The organism is Klebsiella sp. RCJ4 (assembly GCF_009025755.1).
Classification (GTDB): domain Bacteria; phylum Pseudomonadota; class Gammaproteobacteria; order Enterobacterales; family Enterobacteriaceae; genus Klebsiella; species Klebsiella michiganensis.
The window spans coordinates 8,073-26,143 of the sequence record NZ_WCIN01000039.1 but is presented as its reverse complement, the minus strand read 5'-3'; the positions used below and the strand labels follow the sequence as shown (position 1 = coordinate 26,143).

Sequence of the window (18,071 nt, the reverse complement as noted above, 5' to 3'; positions counted from 1 at the left end):
ATAGCGATCAAGAATAATCATACCGTCTGGTCGGTATGATTCGGGCCATGAATATGGAAGCCCAACATCGTAAAAAAGATCCCGTCCGCCTGCATAAGCAACTGCTGGAATCCGCCGCCACCATCGCCGGCCGGGACGGTATCGCCTCGCTGTCGCTGAACGCCGTCGCGCGCGAAGCGGGCGTCAGCAAAGGCGGTTTACTGCACCATTTCCCCAACAAGCAGGCGCTGATTTTCGCCCTCTTTGCCCGCCTGCTGGCGATTATGGAAGAGGCGATTGCAGAGCTTATGGCCGCGGATAACGTCTCTTATGGCCGCTTTACCCGCGCCTATCTGCGCTATCTGTCGGCGCCGGAACTCACGGATACCCAGGAGAGCCGCCAGCTGATGGTGCTGTCGCTGGCCATGCCGGATGAACCGGTGCTGCGAAAATGCTGGCGCGACTGGATGCTGGACCATCTGGCGAAAGGCGATGAACTGGACAATAGCCATACCGGCACGCTGGTGCGCTATGCGGCGGACGGCATCTGGCTATCGGAATTAACCGAGGGGCGCACCATGAGCCCCGGGCACCGGCAGTCGCTGGTCAGCGATCTGACGAAGATGACGCTTCCTGCGTGAAGCATATATACACTAAATAATTCGCGTTGCAGGAAGGCGGCAAGGGAGCGAATCCCTGGGAGCATAGATAACTATGTGACCAAGGTGAGCGAACGCAGCCAACGCACCAGCAACGTGAAGTATGACGTGATAGATTGAGGCCACGATGCGCTATAACATCCATGGCCGTCTTATTTATGATGCAATGGACGGCACGCTAACGTTACCGGGAAGCGATGAGGCGGACAGCCAGCTGTCCATCACCGCCAACGCGCTGCTGTGGTTCTTCCTGCGCCACACCGAGGTGGTCAGCCGCGATGAGGTGCTTAAAAAAGTCTGGGATGACAACGGGTTAACCTCATCCAACAGCAATCTCAATCAGTACCTGAGCATGCTGCGTAAAACCTTTCGCCACTACGATATCGACAACATTATCGTCACCGTGTCGCGCGGACTGTTGCAGCTCAATCCGGATCTCACCATCGAGAGGCTCGACGCCAGCCCGGAGCCGGAGCCGCCGCCCGCGCCAGAAGCCGAGCCCGACCCGGCCGCGGTCCCGGAAGAACAAAAGACCGTTTCCAGCCGCCACGCGCGCGGTACCTGCTGGTATCTCGCCGGCGGCTGCCTGCTCACCATCGCCCTGCTGCTGGTGGTTTGCAGTTTTCTCGGCGGCAGCACATCGCACCCCATCACCCTGACGCAAATGCGCCACAGCCAGTGCGAGCTGCTGGCCAGCGATGAGATGCTGCGCTCCGTCGCCGGAACCGCCTACGGCAAGAATTTTGATGCCGTGCGCCAGCGCCTGAAGCTGGAATGCAAGCCCGGCGAACGCTTCGTCTTCTTCTATGGCGACCGGCTGGAAACCAACGGCCTGGGCCGGGTATTCCTCGCCCACTGCGCGATGCATGAAGATAACCCGTTCAGCTACTGCGATAACTATTTTTACTATTCATGGAAGCCGCAATGAGACTCGCCCCGCGCCCCTTTTTCGCCCTCTCCAGCCTGGTATTTATTGCCGCCGCCGGGTTCTGCGCCTGGAAGCTGCTGCCGGTCGAGAACGGCGGGGTGATGAGCTGCTCGACCAAAGCGATTATGCGCTTTGAGAACATGGAGAAAGAGAACGTCAACGGCAATATCCATTTCAACTTTGCCGCCAACGGCAAAGGGTCGATGGTCGTCGAGGGCTACACCGATTCCGCCGCCGGCTGGCTTTATCTCCAGCGCTACGTCAAATTTAGCTACACCAGCAAACGCATCTCCACCACCGAGCGCCACTATCGCATCAGCAAGTGGGAATCCAGCGCCTCGTCCATCGATGAGTCGCCGGACGTGATCTTCGACTATTTTATGCGCGAGATGTCCGACAGCCACGATGGCCTGTTTCTCAACGCGCAGAAGCTCAATGAGAAAGCCATTCTTCTCAGTTCTATCAACTCCCCGCTCTACGTCTGCACGCTGAAGTCCGGCAGCAAGCTTGACTAAGCTCACACCCGCTTTTCCTTCCTCGCTTTCCCGTGAGTAAAACCGCACGTTTTGCATTTAGCCTGCCGAAGAAAACGCGATCCTCCCCACACTTCATACATCGTCAAATTACCCCCGTTCTGCAATAAATTAGCAACTTATTAACATCAATCCGCCTCCGGTTAAATGGTGAAAAAAGCGCCACAATCGTCACTGAATTCGCCCCGCCATCGCAGCACAAATGCATAAATCAGCGCCTTAACCAACCTAAATCACAGAGCAAAAGACTAAAAATACCACTCTAGCAGATTTAAATTTCACTTCACTCGCCATTCCCTATAGTGAATCCCGAACGCCGCATCCGCGTCCTGACGCCGTTACGCGGTCGGTTTTCCGAATCACAAAACTGTTCTGGAGGAGAAACCATGGGTGATGCATTAGGGCTTATCGAAACCAAAGGTCTGGTGGCCTGCATTGAAGCCGCGGATGCGATGTGTAAAGCCGCCAACGTCGAGCTGATTAGCTATGAAAACATCGGCTCGGGGCTGGTGACCGTGATGGTGAAGGGCGACGTCGGCGCAGTGAAAGCGGCGGTGGATTCCGGCGTCGAATCCGCGCAGCGCATCGGTGAAGTGGTGACCTCGCTGGTTATCGCTCGTCCGCATAACGACATCAACAAAATCGTCATTAAACACAAGGCCTGATGGCCAGGAGAACGCAAATGGGTGATGCATTAGGTCTGATTGAAACCAAAGGGCTGGTGGCCTGTATCGAAGCGGCGGATGCGATGTGTAAAGCCGCCAACGTGGAACTGATTGGCTATGAAAACGTCGGCTCCGGCCTCGTCACCGCGATGGTGAAAGGCGACGTCGGCGCGGTGAAAGCGGCGGTGGATTCCGGCGTCGAATCCGCGCAGCGCATCGGTGAAGTGGTGACTTCGCTGGTTATCGCCCGCCCGCATAACGACATCAACAAAATCGTCTCGCATTACAAAATCATGGATTAACCGGAGAAAAACCTGATGAAAGAAGCGCTAGGGCTTATCGAAACCAAAGGGCTGGTGGCCTGTATTGAAGCGGCGGATGCGATGTGTAAAGCCGCCAACGTGGAGCTGATTGGCTATGAAAACGTCGGCTCCGGCCTCGTCACCGCGCTGGTGAAAGGCGACGTCGGCGCGGTGAATGCCGCGGTGGATTCCGGCGTGGAAGCGGCAAAACGCATCGGCGAAGTCGTCACCTCTCGCGTCATCGCGCGTCCGCATAACGACATCGAAAAAATCGCGGCGCAGCACAAAGCATGACCTGACAGGGCGCGCTCCGTCTCCACTCTTTTAGTCTGATGAAGGATAGACTCATGATTGAACTGGATAACGATTTGCAGTCCCGGCAGAACGCCCGGGAGCTGGTGCGCAATGCCAAAAAGGCGCAGGCGATTCTGGCCACCTTTTCGCAGCAGCAAATCGACGCCATCGTGAAGAACGTGGCCCAGGAAGCGGCGCATCATGCCGAAGCGCTGGCGAAAATGGCCGCGGAAGAAACCGGTTTTGGCAACTGGCAGGACAAAGTGCTGAAGAACCGCTTCGCCTCGCTGCGCGTCTACGACGCCATCAAAGATATGAAGACCGTCGGCATCATTCATGACGATCCGCTACAAAAAGTGATGGACGTGGGCGTGCCGCTGGGGGTGATTTGTGCGCTGGTGCCATCGACCAACCCGACCTCCACCGTCATCTACAAAACGCTGATTGCCCTGAAGGCCGGCAACGCGATTATCTTCTCCCCGCATCCCGGCGCCCGCCAGTGCAGCTGGAAAGCGATTGAAATCGTGAAGCGCGCGGCGGAAGCGGCAGGGGCACCTGCCGGTAGCGTCGACGCCATTAGCCAGCTGACCCTCGAAGCCACCTCAGAGCTAATGCACAGCAAAGACGTGTCGCTGATCCTGGCGACCGGCGGCGAAGGCATGGTGCGCGCCGCCTACGCGTCCGGCACGCCGACCATTAGCGGCGGCCCGGGTAACGGCCCGGCGTTTATCGAACGCAGCGCCGATATCCCCCACGCGGTGAAAGATATCATCACCAGTAAAACCTTCGATAACGGCGTGATCTGCGCCTCCGAGCAGTCGATTATCGTCGAACGCTGTATCTACGACGAAGTCCACCGCGAACTGGAAGCCCAGGGCGCGTACTTCATGAACGAAAGCGAAGCGGCAAAAATGGCGGCCCTGCTGCTGCGCCCCAACGGCACCATCAACCCTAAAGTGGTCGGTAAAACCGCGCTCTATCTGAGCCAGATGGCCGGCTTCTGCGTCCCGGCCAGCACCCGGGTGCTGATTGCCGAGCAGGCCACGGTATCGCATTCCAACCCCTACTCGCGGGAAAAACTGTGCCCGGTACTCGGCCTGTACGTCGAAGAGGACTGGAAAGCTGCCTGCCACCGCGTCGTGGAGCTGCTGACCAACGAAGGCCTCGGCCACACGCTGGTGATCCACACCCGCAACCAGGACGTCATCCGCCAGTTCTGCCTGGAAAAACCGGTTAACCGCATTCTGATCAACACCCCGGCGGCGCTGGGCGGCATCGGCGCGACCACCAATATCACCCCGGCCCTGACCCTCGGCTGCGGCGCGGTCGGCGGCGGCTCCAGCTCAGACAACGTCGGGCCGATGAACCTGCTCAACATCCGCAAAGTGGGCTACGGCGTGCGCTCCATCGATGAACTGCGCGCGCCGGGCAGCCGCCCGGAACCGCAGCCGACCATCGTCAGCCCGGCGTCCGGCCCGAACCGCAGCATCTTCGACGATGAACGTTTTAACGCCCCGGCGACCGCCGCCACCGCAGCCCATCCGGCCAGCGCCGACGATCGCTTTGCGGCTGCCGCCGTCGTCGGCGCGGACAGCGAGATTAATGAGCAAAACGTGGAACGCGTCATCCGCCAGGTGCTGGAACGCCTTGGTAAGTAACACATTGATATAAGGCGATAAAAACAATGATTCTCGCAAAGGTAGTCGGACATGTCGTCGCCACGCAGAAGTGCGATGAGCTAAGGGGCAGCAACCTGCTGCTGATCGTCAAATTAGATGATGACCAGCAGCCGATGAAAGACCAGACCTGGGTTGCCGTTGATAGCGTCGGCGCCGGTATGCACGACATCGTGCTGGCCGAAGAGTACCTGGCGCTCAACAAAGAGCGCTACAAGGCCATGTCGGTGGTCGCCATTGTCGAGAACGTGTTTCGGGACGCTTAAGGAGTCAATAACCCAATGAGTGAATTTTTGCTGAAACCCCGGATTCGCTTTGGTCAGGATGCGCTTGCCATCCTGAACGAGCTGCCCGCCCGCAACGTACTGCTGGTCACTGACCAGGCGATGGTTAAGTTTGGCCTCGCCGATCGCGTCACGCAGATCCTCAATGCGCGCGGCATCGCTTTCCAGGTCTGGGACGACGTGGTGGCCGACCCGGATATCGCCACCGTAGTGCGCGGTATGAAGCGGATGGATAACAGCTATCCGGATCTGGTTATCGCGCTGGGCGGCGGTTCGGTGATTGATGCAGCCAAAGCGGTTATTTTCGCCCTGGCGCAAACCCGTCCGGACGCTCACCGCGAGCCGCCCTGCTTTGTGGCGATCCCCACCACCAGCGGCACCGGCTCTGAGGTCACCGCCTTTTCTGTGGTGAAAGCCCACGCCGAGAAGCTGGTGCTGGTGGACCCGTCGCTGCTGCCGGATATCGCCATTCTTGACCCGGCGCTGGTGGCCTCGGTGCCGCCGGCGATCACCGCCGATACCGGAATGGACGTGCTGTGTCACGCGCTGGAAGCCTATGTCTCCCTCGCCGCCAGCGACTTTTCCGATGCGCTGGCGGAGAAAGTGGTGCAGCAGGTATTTCGCTTTCTGCCGACCTGCTGGCGCAACGGTGGCGACCTGCTGGCGCGGGAAAAGATGCACAACGCCTCCTGCATGGCGGGCATGGCTTTCACCAACGCCTCGCTGGGCATCACCCACAGCCTCGCCCACGCGCTCGGCGGCGTGTTTCGCGTCCCCCACGGCCGCGCCAACGCCCTGCTGATGGCGGACGTGGTGGCCTGGAACGCCGATTATCACGGGCAGTGCGATACCGATGCCGCCCGCAAATACGCCCGATTAGCCCATCTGCTGGATCTGCCCGCGGCCACTACCCGCCAGGGCGTCGCCAGCCTGCTGGTCGCCATTCAGGCGCTAAAAGACGAAATGAGCATGCCGGCCGGCATTCGTGATACCGGCGTCATTGCCGCCGAATTTGAACAGCGGCTGGCGGAGATGGTCGGCCAGGCGCTACGCGACAGCTGTACCCCGACGAACCCACGCGCGCCGGACGCTCACGCACTGACCGAACTCTATCGCCGGGCATGGACCGGCAACGCCGTTCAGGGCCACTGATAACAAGATTTGGAGAACCTTACCTATGGCACACTACAGCTTAACGCCGCGCGTCAAAGTGTTGGCAGAACGTTTACTCTCACAAAAAAGCACCCTGTGCACCGAACATGCCACCACGCTCAACGCCCTTGATGGCGATATCGCCGGGGTTCCCGCCGCCGTCAAACCGGCGCGCCGCTTCTATGAACTGATGCGCCAGCTGCCGCTGTGCATCAGCGCCGACGAGCTGATCGTCGGCAACCAGACCCGCAAACCGCACGGGGCGATTTTCCACGACGAGAGCGCCGTCCGTCGCCCGTCCGCGTTCCAGTTCCTCAACCTGAATAGCGATCTCGACTCCCCGGATTACAAGCTGGTGATGGAAAAAGGCGTGCTGGCGATAAAACATCAGCTGGAAGAGAAAACCCGTGCGCTGGGCAGCGCCGTCAGCCGCAGCGGCATGGATGAAGTCAACGGCTGCCGCGCGGCCATCTACGCCTGCGATGCCCTGCTGGCGCTGGCGCAAAACCTGGCCAACAGCGCCGAACAGCTGGCCGCCGCGGAAACCAACGCTTACCGCCGGGCGGAACTACTGGACAGCGCCGCCATTCTGCACCACGTTCCGGCGCATCCGGCGCGCAGCTTCAAAGAGGCGTGCCAGGCCTTTTATCTGTTCCAGCTGGCGCTCCAGCTCGATAACGGCAGCTACGCCGTCAACCCGGAAGGCGCCGACAAAGCCCTGCTGCCTTACTACCAGCACGATATCAACAACGGCGCGCTCTCCCCGCAGCAGGCGTATGAAATCGTCGAATCGCTGTGGTTCAAGCTGGCGGAGCTGTGCGAAGTGCGCGCCGCCTGCGCGATCGACGGTTATCCGATGTTCGACGCCCTGCTCCACGGCGCAAGCCTTGAGAACGCGCGCATTAACGAACTCTCCGACATGTTCCTCAGCGCGCAGCACAACCTGAGCGCCCTGCATCTGCCGGTGCGTTTGTTCAAGGGCGTCCAGCACGTTTCCGCCGCCCCATTTGCCGCCGCCGGCGAGACGCCGGCAGCAGAAGGGCTGACCCCGCGCATGCAGCGCCTGCGTAACCACTACCTGACCGTGCGCCCGAGCGTCTCTATCTACCGCGCGCTGGCCTTTACCGAAGTGGTCAAAGCCAACCCCGGCATGCCGACGATTCTGCTGCGCGCCAAAGCCTTCCGTCACGCCTGCGAAACCGCGCCGATTCTGATTCAGGACGATGAGCTGATCGTCGGTCATCCGTGCGGCAAGCCGCGCGCGGGCGCCTTCTCGCCGGATATCGCCTGGCACTGGGTGCGCGACGAACTCGATACCATGAGCACCCGTCCGCAGGATCCGTTTGAGATCAGCGAAGCAGATAAAAAAACCATCCGCGAAGAGATCGTGCCGTTCTGGGAAGGCCGCTCGCTGGATGAAATCTGCGAAGCCCAGTACCGCGAAGCGGGCGTATGGGCGTTCAGCGGCGAGACCTTCGTCAGCGACCTCTCCTACCACCAGATCAACGGCGGCGGCGACACCTGCCCGGGCTACGATGTGCTGCTGTTTACCAAAGGGATGAACGGCATTAAAGCCGACGCCGAGGCGCATCTCGCCAGCCTGAGCATGGAAAACCCGGAAGATATCGACCGCATCTACTACTACAAAGCGGCCATTGAAACCTGCGAAGGGGTGATTAACTACGCGCACCGCATCGCCGCCCGCGCCCGCGAACTGGCCGCGATTGAGCAGAACGCCCAGCGCCGCGCCGAGCTGCTGACCATCGCCGAGGTGAACCAGAACGTGCCGGCGAATCCGCCGAAAACCCTGCAGGAAGCGCTGCAGAGCATCTGGACCGTAGAGTCGCTGTTTGAAATTGAAGAGAACCAGACCGGACTGTCCCTGGGACGCGTAGACCAGTACTGCTACCCGATGTTTGAAGCCGATATCCGCGAAGGCCGTCTGACTCACGACACCGCGCTGGAGCTGCTGCAGGCGTTTATCATCAAATGCGCCGAGCTGATGTGGATGTCCAGCGAGCTGGGGGCGAAATATTTCGCCGGCTATCAGCCGTTTATCAACCTGACCGTCGGCGGTCAGAAGCGCTCCGGCGGCGATGCCTGTAACGACCTGACCTACCTGATCATGGACGCCGTGCGCTTTGTGAAGGTTTACCAGCCGTCGCTGGCCTGCCGTATTCACAACCAGTCGCCGCAGAAGTATATGGAAAAAATCGTCGACGTCGTCAAAGCGGGGATGGGCTTCCCGGCCTGCCACTTCGACGACTCCCATATCAAAATGATGCTGCGTAAAGGCTTCGATTTCGAAGACGCCCGCGACTACTGCCTGATGGGCTGCGTCGAGCCGCAGAAATCCGGCCGCATCTATCAGTGGACCTCCACCGGCTACACCCAGTGGCCCATCGCCATTGAGTTCGTTTTAAACCGCGGCCGGATGGTGCTGTTTGACAGCTATCAGGGGCTGGATACCGGCGACCTGCGCGATCTGCACACCTTCGAGGATTTCGACGCGGCGGTGAAAAAACAGATCGCCCATATCGTACGCCTGTCGGCGATCGGGACGGTCATCAGCCAGCGCGTGCACCGCGACGTGGCGCCGAAGCCGCTGATGTCGCTGCTGGTGGAAGGCTGCATGGAAAAAGGCAAAGACGTTGCCGCCGGCGGCGCGATGATCAACCACGGCCCGGGGCTGATCTTCTCCGGTCTGGCGACCTACGTCGACTCCATGGCGGCGATTCGTAAGCTGGTGTTTGAAGAGAAGAAATACACCCTCGAGCAGGTGCGCGACGCGCTGCTGGCGAACTTCGAAGGCTTTGAAGGCCTGCGCCGCGACTGCCTCAACGCGCCGAAATACGGCAACGACGATAACTACGTCGATCGGTATGCGCTGGATATCACCGAGTGGACCGAGCGCGAGTGCCGTAAGTACAAGATGCTCTACTCCACCCTGAGCCACGGCACCCTGTCCATCTCCAACAACACGCCGATCGGCGAGCTGACCAACGCCACGCCGAACGGTCGCCTGGCGTGGATGCCGCTCTCCGACGGCATCAGCCCGACTCAGGGCGCGGATAAGCAGGGTCCGACGGCGATCATCAAGTCGGTGAGCAAGATGAACGTCGAAACCATGAACATCGGCATGGTGCACAACTTCAAGTTCCTCAAAGGGCTGCTGGATACCCCGGAAGGTCGTCACGGCCTGATTACCCTGCTGCGCACCGCGTCGATTCTCGGCAACGGCCAGATGCAGTTCAGCTATGTCGATAACGAAGTGCTGAAAAAAGCCCAGCAGGAGCCGGAAAAATACCGCGACCTGATCGTCCGCGTCGCGGGCTACAGCGCCTACTTCGTTGAGCTGTGTAAAGAAGTTCAGGACGAGATTATCAGCCGTACGGTCATCGAGAAGTTCTGATAAAGACACGGACGTTTTTGGACACGGATGTCCCGATCGTTTTTCTGGAGGTATGTGTGAGCGCAAAACAAGAATTAACCGGGCGAATATTCAATATTCAGAAATATTCGATCTATGACGGCGATGGGATCCGCACGCTGGTTTTTTTCAAAGGCTGCAATATTCGCTGCCCGTGGTGCGCTAACCCGGAAGGGCTGAATAGCCAGTTTCAGGTGATGTTCTCACAGGATAAATGCATTAACTGCGGCGACTGCGTCAGCGTCTGCCCGGCGGGAATTCATTATCGGGCGGAAGAAAACGGCGAAATGAAGCATTTCGTCAACCGCAATAAAGACTGTATCGGCTGCCGCAAGTGCGAAGAGATCTGCACCCAGAACGCGCTGGATATTATGGGCAAAGATGTCACCGTCAGCGAACTGATGGAGATCATCATGCAGGACTACGACTTTTATATCTCCTCCGGCGGCGGCGTCACCATCGGCGGCGGGGAAATGAGCCTGCAGACCGATTTTGCCGTCGCGCTCTTTAGCGAATGCAAAAAGATGATGCTCAATACCGCCGTGGAAACGCAGGGCACCACGCCGCTGGCCAATTATCAAAAGCTGGCGCCGGTGACCGACACCTTCTTATTCGATATTAAGCAAATTAACAGCGAGCACCATAAAGCGTTATTTGGCATCGGTAACGAAGGCATTCGCCGCAACCTGGAATGGCTGGTGGACTCCGGCGCTAACGTCATTATCCGCATGCCGCTGGTTCGCGGCTATAACGACTCGTTCGATGCCATTACCGGGGCCATTGATTACGTACAAAAGCTGGCGAAGCGAGGAAATATCCGCCGCATCGATATGCTGCCGTACCACCAGCTCGGGCGCAAAAAATATGAGCGCCTCGATATGCCTTACCCCATTACCCGAGACCCAACTTATTCCGCCGAGGAGTTAGACCGGCTGGAAACGTTCTTCACGCAGTTTGATTTTGATATTCGCTTAGTCCGCCATTAACAGGAGCCGACAATGAAAAGTTTAGGCGTAATTGAAACGCGAGGGTTAGTTGCCGCCGTTCAGGCCGTGGATGCCGCCTGCAAAAGCGCAGGCGTGTCCTGCATTGGCTACCGCAAAGTCGGTTCGGGGCTGGTGAGCGTCTGCTTTGAAGGGGAGATCAGCGCGATTCACACCGCTATCGAACGCGGCGTGGCCGTCGCCGCGCTCATCGACCCGCAGGTCAAATCCCTGACGATCGCCCGTCCGGAGCGCAGCGTCGTGGACGCCCTCAGCACCCTGAAAGGCCGTCCGCCGCGCGCGGAAGCTGCCGCGCCGCTTGAGGCTGAAGCCGTCGCGCCCGCCGCTGTAGAAACAAGGGAACCCACTGAACCCGCTGCCGCGCCTGCGCCGACGGAAGATAAAAACGCGGCGATGAGGAAAGGGAAGAAGGCATGATCGACACCCTGCTCCATGAAAAAATCGCCGCCCGCCTGAGCCACGTTGCTCCAGCTATCCCGGTCGGCATCTCTAACCGCCACGTCCATCTGGCGCAGCAGGACGTCGAAGCGCTGTTTGGCAAGGGCTACGTCCTGACGCCCTTTAAGCCGCTGCGCCAGCCGGGGCAGTTCGCGGCCCAGGAGTGCGTCACCGTGGTCGGTCCGAAGGGCTCGCTCACCCAGGTGCGCGTCCTCGGCCCAACCCGCCCGGTATCGCAGCTGGAAATCTCCCGCGCCGACTGCTTTACCCTCGGCATCAAAGCGCCGGTTCGCGAATCCGGCCAGCTGGAGAACGCGGGCAGCGCGCTGCTGATCGGCCCGGCAGGCCACGTTGAACTGCGATCGCAGGTGATCTGCGCCTGGCGGCATATCCATATGTCGCCGCAGGATGCCCGCCAGCTGAACGTCGCCAACGGCCAGAAGGTTAGCGTCCGCAGCGACGGCGAACGCCAGCTGACCTTTGATGAAGTGGTGGTGCGGGTACGCGAAGACTTCGCGCTGGAGTTTCATATTGATACCGAAGAGGCCAACGCCGCCGGCTTGAAAAACGGCGCGCAGGTCACGCTCATCGGCTAACGGAGGCTCGCCATGACCGACCAACAGATGGAAGACCTGGTTGAACGCATTATCCAGCGTCTGCGGCCGCCTGTACTGGTGATGGTGACCGCCGCGGCGGGCTACCGGCACGCTATTCGCCAGCGGCTGGCCGGCTGCGGCGAGAGCCTGCACCTGGCGCTGGATAGCGGGATTGACGACGGCGAGCAGTGGCGGGCTATCGGTAAAACGCTGCCGGCAGCCGACTGGCAACAGGGGCTGCCTTCGGCCTCGTATAAGGCGCTGCTGCTGCCGTTTCTCGACTACCCGCTGGCGGCGGATCTGGTGAAGGGTTCCCTGCACGGTCCCGTTGCCCGCCGCGTGCACGATGCCCTGCTGAGCGGCCTGCCGGTGCTGGCGCTGCGCTATCACTGCGATCCCGCCAGCGAGCTTAACCAGCTGCGCGGGGCGCAGCCTGATAGCGCTTACGCCGGACATATGCAGGCCACGCTGGCCCGCCTGGCCGAATGCGGCATCGCGCTGTGCACCATGAACGAATTGCTGGAGAAGCTGGCGTCGGGTCGCGGAGCGACGGCGCCGTCGGCGAGCGGTCCGCGGCGTTATCTCACTGTCACAGACGTGGTGAATAATCCGGCGCTGGCCTGTGCCCCTGAAGCGCAGTTGACCGATGCCGCTATCGATTTTTTAAAAAACAGAAAAAAAGAACCTTACCTTAAATAGTAAACCCGGAGTTTAACTTATGTCTTCAAAAACAAAGTGTTGGCTATGGATGCTGCTGGTTATCGTTTCCGAAACCTCAGCCACCTCCACCCTCAAAATGTTCGGCAGCAGTGAAGGGATGAGCAAAATGCTGCTGCTCGGGCTGCTGGTGCTGCTGTACTGCACCTGCTACTACTCGCTGTCCCGCGCGGTGAAGGATATTCCCGTCGGTCTGGCCTACGCCACCTGGTCCGGTACCGGCATCCTCGTGGTGTCGACCCTGGGAATGGCGTTTTACGGCCAGCACCCGGACACCGCCGCCATTATCGGTATGGCGGTTATCGCCAGCGGGATCGTGATCATGAACCTGTTTTCCAAAATGGGTAGCGAAGAGAGCGAGGAAGCGCCCGCACAGCCGGCCGCTGCATCTCTGGACAAAAAAGTCGCCAACTAACAGAAAAGGAACCGCTTATGTTTAACCTCGGATTTTTATGGCTGGCGCTGTCTATCGGCTCCGAAATCACCGGCACGTCGATGATCAAAAAGACCAACGGCTTCAGCAAGCTGGCGCCGTCGGTGCTGGTGGTCTTCGCCTACGGCCTGTGCTACTTCGCCCTCACCCGCGCGATGAGCACCATTCCGGTCGGCGTCGCCTACTCGCTGTGGTGCGGTTTTGGTATCGTCGGCGTCACGATTTGCTCAATGATCCTCTATAAGCAAAAACCGGATATCCCGGCCATCCTCGCCATGGTGCTGATCATCTCCGGCGGCATCATTATGAACGTCTTCTCCAGCATGTAAGTCCCGCCTGCGCCTTCATTGATTGCGGTGAAGGCGCTAATAACCTCACTCAATAAGCCGTTATTGGCGTAATAAAAAAACAAAAAACCATCGCCTGCTAATCAATAACGCTAAAAAGACGACGAGCGTCAAATTTTTATACTCCGCTTATCGATAAATAATTTTTTGTGATTTTAATCGTGGTTATTTTCTCATTTTACCTTATTTTTATGGCATCCCTTCACCCACAGAGGACGATGTCATGACGCAAAAATCGATTTATCGCCTCATTGCCCAGGGCGGCCTGGACGACTGGTATAATTTAGATCACCGCATCTCCAACGACTTCCCTCGTTAATTCTCCGCTGCTGTTTACTCCCTAAAAATTAATTCAAAACTGCGTTTAGTCGCTATTTGTTGCGCTTTTTATTTGTCGCCAAATAGCCAAACGCGGCACAGCATCCCCATGGAGAAAATAAATGAAACGTATCCCCGAGCCGTTCCGCATTAAAATGGTCGAAAATATTCGTATGACCACCTTTGACGATCGCGTCAAAGCGCTGGAAGAGGCGGGCTATAACCCGTTTTTGCTCAATAGCCAGGACGTGTATATCGACCTGCTGACCGACTCCGGCACCGGCGCGATGAGCGACCATCAATGGGCCGGGCTGATGATGGGCGACGAAGCCTACGCCGGGTCGCGTAACTATCAGCATCTGTGTGAAAAGGTCAAAGAGATTATCGGCTATCCGTATACCATTCCCACCCACCAGGGGCGCGGCGCGGAGCAGATTCTGTTCCCGAGCCTGATTGCTCGCCGCAAGTCGGCGCATCCGGTGTTTATTTCCAACTTCCACTTCGATACCACCGCCGCGCACGTGGAGCTCAACGGCGCAAAAGCCATTAACGTGGTGACGCCGAAAGCCTTCGATACCACCTCGTGGTACGACTGGAAAGGCAACTTTGATATTGATTTGCTGAAAGCGACCATCGCCGAACACGGCGCGGAAAACGTGGCGGCGATTATTACTACCGTCACCTGTAACAGCTCCGGCGGCCAGCCGGTATCGCTGGCGAATATGCGCGAGGTGTATCAAATTGCGCGCCAGAACAATATTCCGGTGGTAATCGACTCCGCCCGCTTCTGCGAAAACGCCTGGTTTATTAAACAGCGCGAAGAGGGCTACGCCGATAAATCGGTGAAAGAGATTATTCTTGAGATGTACCAGTACGGCGATATGCTGACCATGTCCGCCAAGAAAGACCCGATGGTGAATATCGGCGGCCTGTGCTGCTTCCGCGATGACGAAGATCTGTTCAACGAAGTGCGCATCCGCTGCGTGCCGATGGAGGGCTTTGTCACCTACGGCGGCCTGGCGGGACGCGATATGGAGGCGCTGGCTATCGGCCTGGAAGAAGGGACCAACGAGGATTACCTCGCTTATCGCATCAATCAGGTGGAATACCTCGGTGAACGCCTGCGCGAAGGCGGCATTCCGATTCAGTATCCGACCGGCGGCCATGCGGTGTTCGTCGATGCTAAGCTGCTGCTGCCGCATATCCCACCGGAGCAGTTCCCGGCGCACGCGCTAAACAATGAGCTGTATCTGGAAGCGGGAATCCGCAGCGTGGAAATCGGCTCCCTGCTGCTGGGCCGCGACCCGCAAACCGGCAAACAGAAGGCGTCGCCGATGGAGCTGCTGCGCCTGACCATTCCGCGCCGGGTTTATACCAACGATCATATGGACTATATCGCTGATGCGCTGATCGCCGTTAAGGCGCGCGCCGCCACGATTAAGGGCCTGACCTTCACCTACGAACCGCCGGTACTGCGCCACTTCGTCGCCAGACTGAAACCGGTGAAATAAACCGCATCACGGCGCTCTCGCAATGAGAGCGCCATTAATTTAATTCCATCTCTTTAAGCTCAATTATTCGGGTTGCGCCGGGTAGCCGTTTTCCCGCAGCCCCTTATTTAATATATAGCCACGTGAGGAATGCACCTTATGGCTACACTATCAGTCTCAAAAGCGGTCTCAACTAATACGCCATCGCTGATTGGCGGAGCGATGATTATCGGCGGCACGATTATTGGCGCAGGCATGTTTTCTTTACCGGTGGTGATGTCCGGCGCCTGGTTTTTCTGGTCGCTGCTGGCGCTCATTTTTACCTGGTTTTGCATGCTGCATTCCGGGTTAATGATCCTCGAAGCCAATCTCAATTATCATATTGGCGCCAGCTTCGACACGATTACAAAGGATTTACTGGGAAACGGCTGGAATATTATTAACGGCCTGACCGTCGCCTTTGTTTTATATATCCTGACCTACGCCTATATTTCCGCCAGCGGTTCAGTTATTCAGCATACTTTTGCGCAGATGAACCTCGCGGTTCCCGCACGCCTGGGCGGGCTGGCGTTCGCGCTGGTGGTCGCCTTTATCGTCTGGCTAAGTACGAAAGCGGTAAGCCGGATGACGACTATCGTGCTGGGTGCCAAAATCCTCACCTTCTTTATGACCTTCGGCGGTCTGATGTGGCACGTGGAGCCCGCGATTCTGTTTAACCGCGCGGAGGTCAATGCGTCCTATCTCCCCTACGTCCTGATGACGCTGCCGTTCTGCCTGGCCTCCTTTGGCTATCACGGCAACGTCCCCAGCCTGATGAAGTACTACGGTAAAGACCCGCTTATCATTCGCCGCTGCCTGCTGCTCGGCACGCTGATGGCGCTGGTGCTGTATATCATCTGGCTGGTCGGCACAATGGGCAATATTCCGCGCCCGGCGTTTATCGCTATCGCCGAAAAAGGCGGCAACATCGACGTGCTGGTGCAGACCTTAAGCGGCCTGCTGAACAGTTCGACCCTGGACTTACTGCTGACGGTCTTTTCCAACTTCGCCGTCGCCAGCTCGTTCCTGGGCGTGACTCTTGGCCTGTTTGATTATCTGGCGGATCTGTTTAAGTTTGACGATAGCCGGCTGGGGCGGTTTAAAACCGCGCTGGTGACCTTTCTGCCGCCGATCGCCGGCGGGCTGCTGTGGCCTGACGGTTTTATCTACGCCATTGGTTTCGCCGGTCTCGCCGCCACCGTCTGGGCCGCTATCGTCCCCGCCCTGCTGGCGCGCGCCTCGCGCAGGCGTTTCGGCAGCCCGAACTATCGGGTCTGGGGTGGCAATGCCATGATTATCCTGATTTTGTGCTTCGGCGGCGCCAACGCAATAATTCATATTTTATCCAGCTTTAACCTGCTGCCAGTTTATCGCTGAATAAAAAAGGGCTTTTACTGCCGCGGCTTTTCGTGGCAGGATAAAAAGATGAACAGAAACGTTGTCATCTCTCACCTCCGCCGTTGGTGGCTGCCTGCATAACAGGCGGCAAGATTTGACGTTTCCTCTATTCAAAGCCGCCGGAAGGCGGCTTTGTTGTTTCTGAGTGTCGCCCTTCGGCCTGATAGCATCCTAAGGAGTCACTTATGAACACCAGCCAAACGATCCTGACCGGCGACCGTCCTACCGGCCAGCTGCACCTCGGCCACTACGTCGGTTCCCTGCGCCAGCGCGTGCTGCTCCAGCACGACCACCAGCAGTTTATCCTCGTCGCGGATCTCCAGGGACTGACCGACAACGGCAGCAACCCGCAAAAAATCAGCAGCAATATCCTTGAGGTGATGGCCGATTATCTCGCCGTCGGCATCGATCCGCAGAAGACCACCATTTGCCTGCAATCCGCCCTGCCGGCGCTGGCCGAACTCAGCGCGCTGTATATGAATATCGTCACCGTCGCCCGGGTTGAACGCAATCCGACGGTGAAAAATGAAATCGCCCAGAAGGGATTTTCCCGCTCGCTGCCGGTGGGATTTTTAGCCTATCCCATAAGCCAGGCCGCCGATATTACCGCCTTTAAGGCCGAACTGGTGCCGGTCGGCGACGATCAGCTACCGATGATTGAACAGACCAATGAGATCGTGCACAAAATGAATAGCCTGACGACGACGCCGATCTTACGGCACTGCAAAGCGCTGCTCAGCGACGTCAGCCGCCTGCCGGGCATTGATGGCAACGCCAAAATGTCGAAATCGCTGGGGAACACGCTCACCCTTTCGGCCAGCGAAGAGGAGATCCATCGTGCGGTCAGCGCCATGTATACCGACCCGAATCACCTACGGGTCGCCGACCCGGGTCAGACAGAAGGCAACGTGGTCTTTACTTATCTCGACGCCTTTCATGCTGATAAGACCTTCGTTGCCGAGATGAAAGCCCACTATCGGCGCGGAGGGCTGGGAGACAGGCAGTGCAAAAACGCGCTGGAGACCTGCTTACAGGAGCTGCTGGCGCCGATACGCGAACGCCGGGCGACCTATATTCAGGATAAAGGCATGCTGCTGGCGCTGCTGCGCCGGGGAAGCGAACGGGCGCACGAACTGACGCAACGGACGCTGCATGAAGTAAAACGCGGCCTGGGGCTGCCGGTGCTGTTTTGAGGCGCGGCGATCTCTCCGCACTGAAATCCGCTGCCACATCTCTCCCGGGGGCGGCGCCTGAGGCGCCTTGCCCGGGCTACAGGTTCACAGCCGTCTGCGGTCAGGTAGGCGGGACAGGCTCAGCGCGCCGCCCCCGGGATGGCGCCCGACCGGAAGATATTCTGCGGTTTATTCCCCGGTGGCGGCTGTCGCCTTA

20 protein-coding genes are annotated in these 18,071 nt (G+C 58.6%); all 20 read left to right on the top strand.

Going from position 1 to position 18,071, the window contains the following annotated elements:
- Nucleotides 1-35: 35 nt before the first annotated feature.
- The 20 genes from F8562_RS16435 (at nt 36) to trpS (ending at nt 17,875) form a co-directional block, all read left to right on the top strand.
- Complete coding sequence (locus F8562_RS16435; protein WP_004098242.1) at nt 36-620, top strand: TetR/AcrR family transcriptional regulator; 585 nt, start codon at nt 36-38, stop codon at nt 618-620.
- A 145-nt stretch (nt 621-765) separates the two neighbouring features.
- Nucleotides 766-1,566: a winged helix-turn-helix domain-containing protein gene (locus F8562_RS16430; protein ID WP_014837308.1), complete on the top strand. Its 801-nt coding sequence runs from the start codon at nt 766-768 to the stop codon at nt 1,564-1,566.
- Complete coding sequence (locus F8562_RS16425; RefSeq protein WP_004098240.1) at nt 1,563-2,081, top strand: FidL-like protein; 519 nt, start codon at nt 1,563-1,565, stop codon at nt 2,079-2,081. Before F8562_RS16430 ends, F8562_RS16425 begins: the two co-directional genes overlap by 4 nt.
- Before the next feature lie 404 nt (nt 2,082-2,485).
- Nucleotides 2,486-2,764, top strand: a complete 279-nt coding sequence (locus tag F8562_RS16420) for a BMC domain-containing protein (RefSeq protein ID WP_004098239.1) — start codon at nt 2,486-2,488, stop codon at nt 2,762-2,764.
- Between the two features lie 17 nt (nt 2,765-2,781).
- Nucleotides 2,782-3,066, top strand: a complete 285-nt coding sequence (locus tag F8562_RS16415) for a BMC domain-containing protein (protein ID WP_004098238.1) — start codon at nt 2,782-2,784, stop codon at nt 3,064-3,066.
- A 15-nt stretch (nt 3,067-3,081) separates the two neighbouring features.
- A complete protein-coding gene (locus F8562_RS16410) occupies nt 3,082-3,360 on the top strand; it encodes a BMC domain-containing protein (protein ID WP_094909483.1) in 279 nt (92 codons plus the stop codon).
- A gap of 53 nt (nt 3,361-3,413) precedes the next feature.
- Nucleotides 3,414-5,018, top strand: a complete 1,605-nt coding sequence (locus tag F8562_RS16405; protein ID WP_014837306.1) for an acetaldehyde dehydrogenase (acetylating) — start codon at nt 3,414-3,416, stop codon at nt 5,016-5,018.
- 26 nt (nt 5,019-5,044) lie between these two features.
- Entirely contained in the window at nt 5,045-5,302 is a 258-nt protein-coding gene (locus tag F8562_RS16400) for a EutN/CcmL family microcompartment protein (protein ID WP_004098229.1), read from the top strand.
- Nucleotides 5,303-5,317: 15 nt separating this feature from the next.
- Nucleotides 5,318-6,472, top strand: a complete 1,155-nt coding sequence (locus F8562_RS16395) for a 1-propanol dehydrogenase PduQ (protein ID WP_014837305.1) — start codon at nt 5,318-5,320, stop codon at nt 6,470-6,472.
- Between the two features lie 25 nt (nt 6,473-6,497).
- A complete protein-coding gene (gene cutC, locus F8562_RS16390; protein WP_089046409.1) occupies nt 6,498-9,884 on the top strand; it encodes a choline trimethylamine-lyase in 3,387 nt (1,128 codons plus the stop codon).
- Nucleotides 9,885-9,940: 56 nt separating this feature from the next.
- Nucleotides 9,941-10,888: a choline TMA-lyase-activating enzyme gene (gene cutD, locus F8562_RS16385; protein ID WP_025108470.1), complete on the top strand. Its 948-nt coding sequence runs from the start codon at nt 9,941-9,943 to the stop codon at nt 10,886-10,888.
- A gap of 12 nt (nt 10,889-10,900) precedes the next feature.
- Entirely contained in the window at nt 10,901-11,323 is a 423-nt protein-coding gene (locus F8562_RS16380; protein ID WP_004098223.1) for a BMC domain-containing protein, read from the top strand.
- Nucleotides 11,320-11,940, top strand: coding sequence for a phosphate propanoyltransferase (locus F8562_RS16375; RefSeq protein ID WP_014837302.1), 621 nt, complete (start codon nt 11,320-11,322; stop codon nt 11,938-11,940). Before F8562_RS16380 ends, F8562_RS16375 begins: the two co-directional genes overlap by 4 nt.
- A gap of 12 nt (nt 11,941-11,952) precedes the next feature.
- On the top strand, nt 11,953-12,639 hold the full coding sequence (locus F8562_RS16370) for a hypothetical protein (RefSeq protein ID WP_014837301.1): 687 nt from the start codon (nt 11,953-11,955) through the stop codon (nt 12,637-12,639).
- Between the two features lie 19 nt (nt 12,640-12,658).
- Nucleotides 12,659-13,072 carry a DMT family transporter gene (locus tag F8562_RS16365; protein ID WP_014227744.1) on the top strand — a complete coding sequence of 138 codons (414 nt, stop codon included), beginning with the start codon at nt 12,659-12,661 and terminating at the stop codon, nt 13,070-13,072.
- 17 nt (nt 13,073-13,089) lie between these two features.
- Entirely contained in the window at nt 13,090-13,419 is a 330-nt protein-coding gene (locus tag F8562_RS16360; protein ID WP_004098219.1) for a DMT family transporter, read from the top strand.
- 241 nt (nt 13,420-13,660) lie between these two features.
- Nucleotides 13,661-13,756 (top strand): tryptophanase leader peptide, encoded by a 96-nt coding sequence (tnaC, locus tag F8562_RS16355; protein ID WP_004098218.1) that lies wholly within the window; start codon nt 13,661-13,663, stop codon nt 13,754-13,756.
- A gap of 121 nt (nt 13,757-13,877) precedes the next feature.
- Nucleotides 13,878-15,266 carry a tryptophanase gene (gene tnaA, locus F8562_RS16350; protein WP_004128455.1) on the top strand — a complete coding sequence of 463 codons (1,389 nt, stop codon included), beginning with the start codon at nt 13,878-13,880 and terminating at the stop codon, nt 15,264-15,266.
- A gap of 138 nt (nt 15,267-15,404) precedes the next feature.
- A complete protein-coding gene (gene mtr, locus F8562_RS16345) occupies nt 15,405-16,661 on the top strand; it encodes a tryptophan permease (protein WP_014227743.1) in 1,257 nt (418 codons plus the stop codon).
- A 206-nt stretch (nt 16,662-16,867) separates the two neighbouring features.
- Nucleotides 16,868-17,875, top strand: a complete 1,008-nt coding sequence (gene trpS / locus F8562_RS16340) for a tryptophan--tRNA ligase (protein ID WP_014227742.1) — start codon at nt 16,868-16,870, stop codon at nt 17,873-17,875.
- The last annotated feature ends 196 nt before the right edge of the window (nt 17,876-18,071 follow it).

What these genes read in the sequence shown, in the direction of transcription:
- F8562_RS16360 (WP_004098219.1), top strand. Translation starts at nt 13,090, where the DNA reads ATGTTTAACCTCGGATTTTTATGGCTGGCGCTGTCTATCGGCTCCGAA.
- F8562_RS16420 (WP_004098239.1), top strand. Translation starts at nt 2,486, where the DNA reads ATGGGTGATGCATTAGGGCTTATCGAAACCAAAGGTCTGGTGGCCTGC.
- F8562_RS16405 (WP_014837306.1), top strand. Translation starts at nt 3,414, where the DNA reads ATGATTGAACTGGATAACGATTTGCAGTCCCGGCAGAACGCCCGGGAG.
- F8562_RS16410 (WP_094909483.1), top strand. Translation starts at nt 3,082, where the DNA reads ATGAAAGAAGCGCTAGGGCTTATCGAAACCAAAGGGCTGGTGGCCTGT.
- F8562_RS16415 (WP_004098238.1), top strand. Translation starts at nt 2,782, where the DNA reads ATGGGTGATGCATTAGGTCTGATTGAAACCAAAGGGCTGGTGGCCTGT.
- tnaC (WP_004098218.1), top strand. Translation starts at nt 13,661, where the DNA reads ATGACGCAAAAATCGATTTATCGCCTCATTGCCCAGGGCGGCCTGGAC.
- cutC (WP_089046409.1), top strand. Translation starts at nt 6,498, where the DNA reads ATGGCACACTACAGCTTAACGCCGCGCGTCAAAGTGTTGGCAGAACGT.
- F8562_RS16365 (WP_014227744.1), top strand. Translation starts at nt 12,659, where the DNA reads ATGTCTTCAAAAACAAAGTGTTGGCTATGGATGCTGCTGGTTATCGTT.
- F8562_RS16435 (WP_004098242.1), top strand. Translation starts at nt 36, where the DNA reads ATGATTCGGGCCATGAATATGGAAGCCCAACATCGTAAAAAAGATCCC.
- tnaA (WP_004128455.1), top strand. Translation starts at nt 13,878, where the DNA reads ATGAAACGTATCCCCGAGCCGTTCCGCATTAAAATGGTCGAAAATATT.
- F8562_RS16375 (WP_014837302.1), top strand. Translation starts at nt 11,320, where the DNA reads ATGATCGACACCCTGCTCCATGAAAAAATCGCCGCCCGCCTGAGCCAC.
- trpS (WP_014227742.1), top strand. Translation starts at nt 16,868, where the DNA reads ATGAACACCAGCCAAACGATCCTGACCGGCGACCGTCCTACCGGCCAG.
- F8562_RS16400 (WP_004098229.1), top strand. Translation starts at nt 5,045, where the DNA reads ATGATTCTCGCAAAGGTAGTCGGACATGTCGTCGCCACGCAGAAGTGC.
- F8562_RS16370 (WP_014837301.1), top strand. Translation starts at nt 11,953, where the DNA reads ATGACCGACCAACAGATGGAAGACCTGGTTGAACGCATTATCCAGCGT.
- mtr (WP_014227743.1), top strand. Translation starts at nt 15,405, where the DNA reads ATGGCTACACTATCAGTCTCAAAAGCGGTCTCAACTAATACGCCATCG.
- F8562_RS16395 (WP_014837305.1), top strand. Translation starts at nt 5,318, where the DNA reads ATGAGTGAATTTTTGCTGAAACCCCGGATTCGCTTTGGTCAGGATGCG.
- F8562_RS16380 (WP_004098223.1), top strand. Translation starts at nt 10,901, where the DNA reads ATGAAAAGTTTAGGCGTAATTGAAACGCGAGGGTTAGTTGCCGCCGTT.
- F8562_RS16430 (WP_014837308.1), top strand. Translation starts at nt 766, where the DNA reads ATGCGCTATAACATCCATGGCCGTCTTATTTATGATGCAATGGACGGC.
- F8562_RS16425 (WP_004098240.1), top strand. Translation starts at nt 1,563, where the DNA reads ATGAGACTCGCCCCGCGCCCCTTTTTCGCCCTCTCCAGCCTGGTATTT.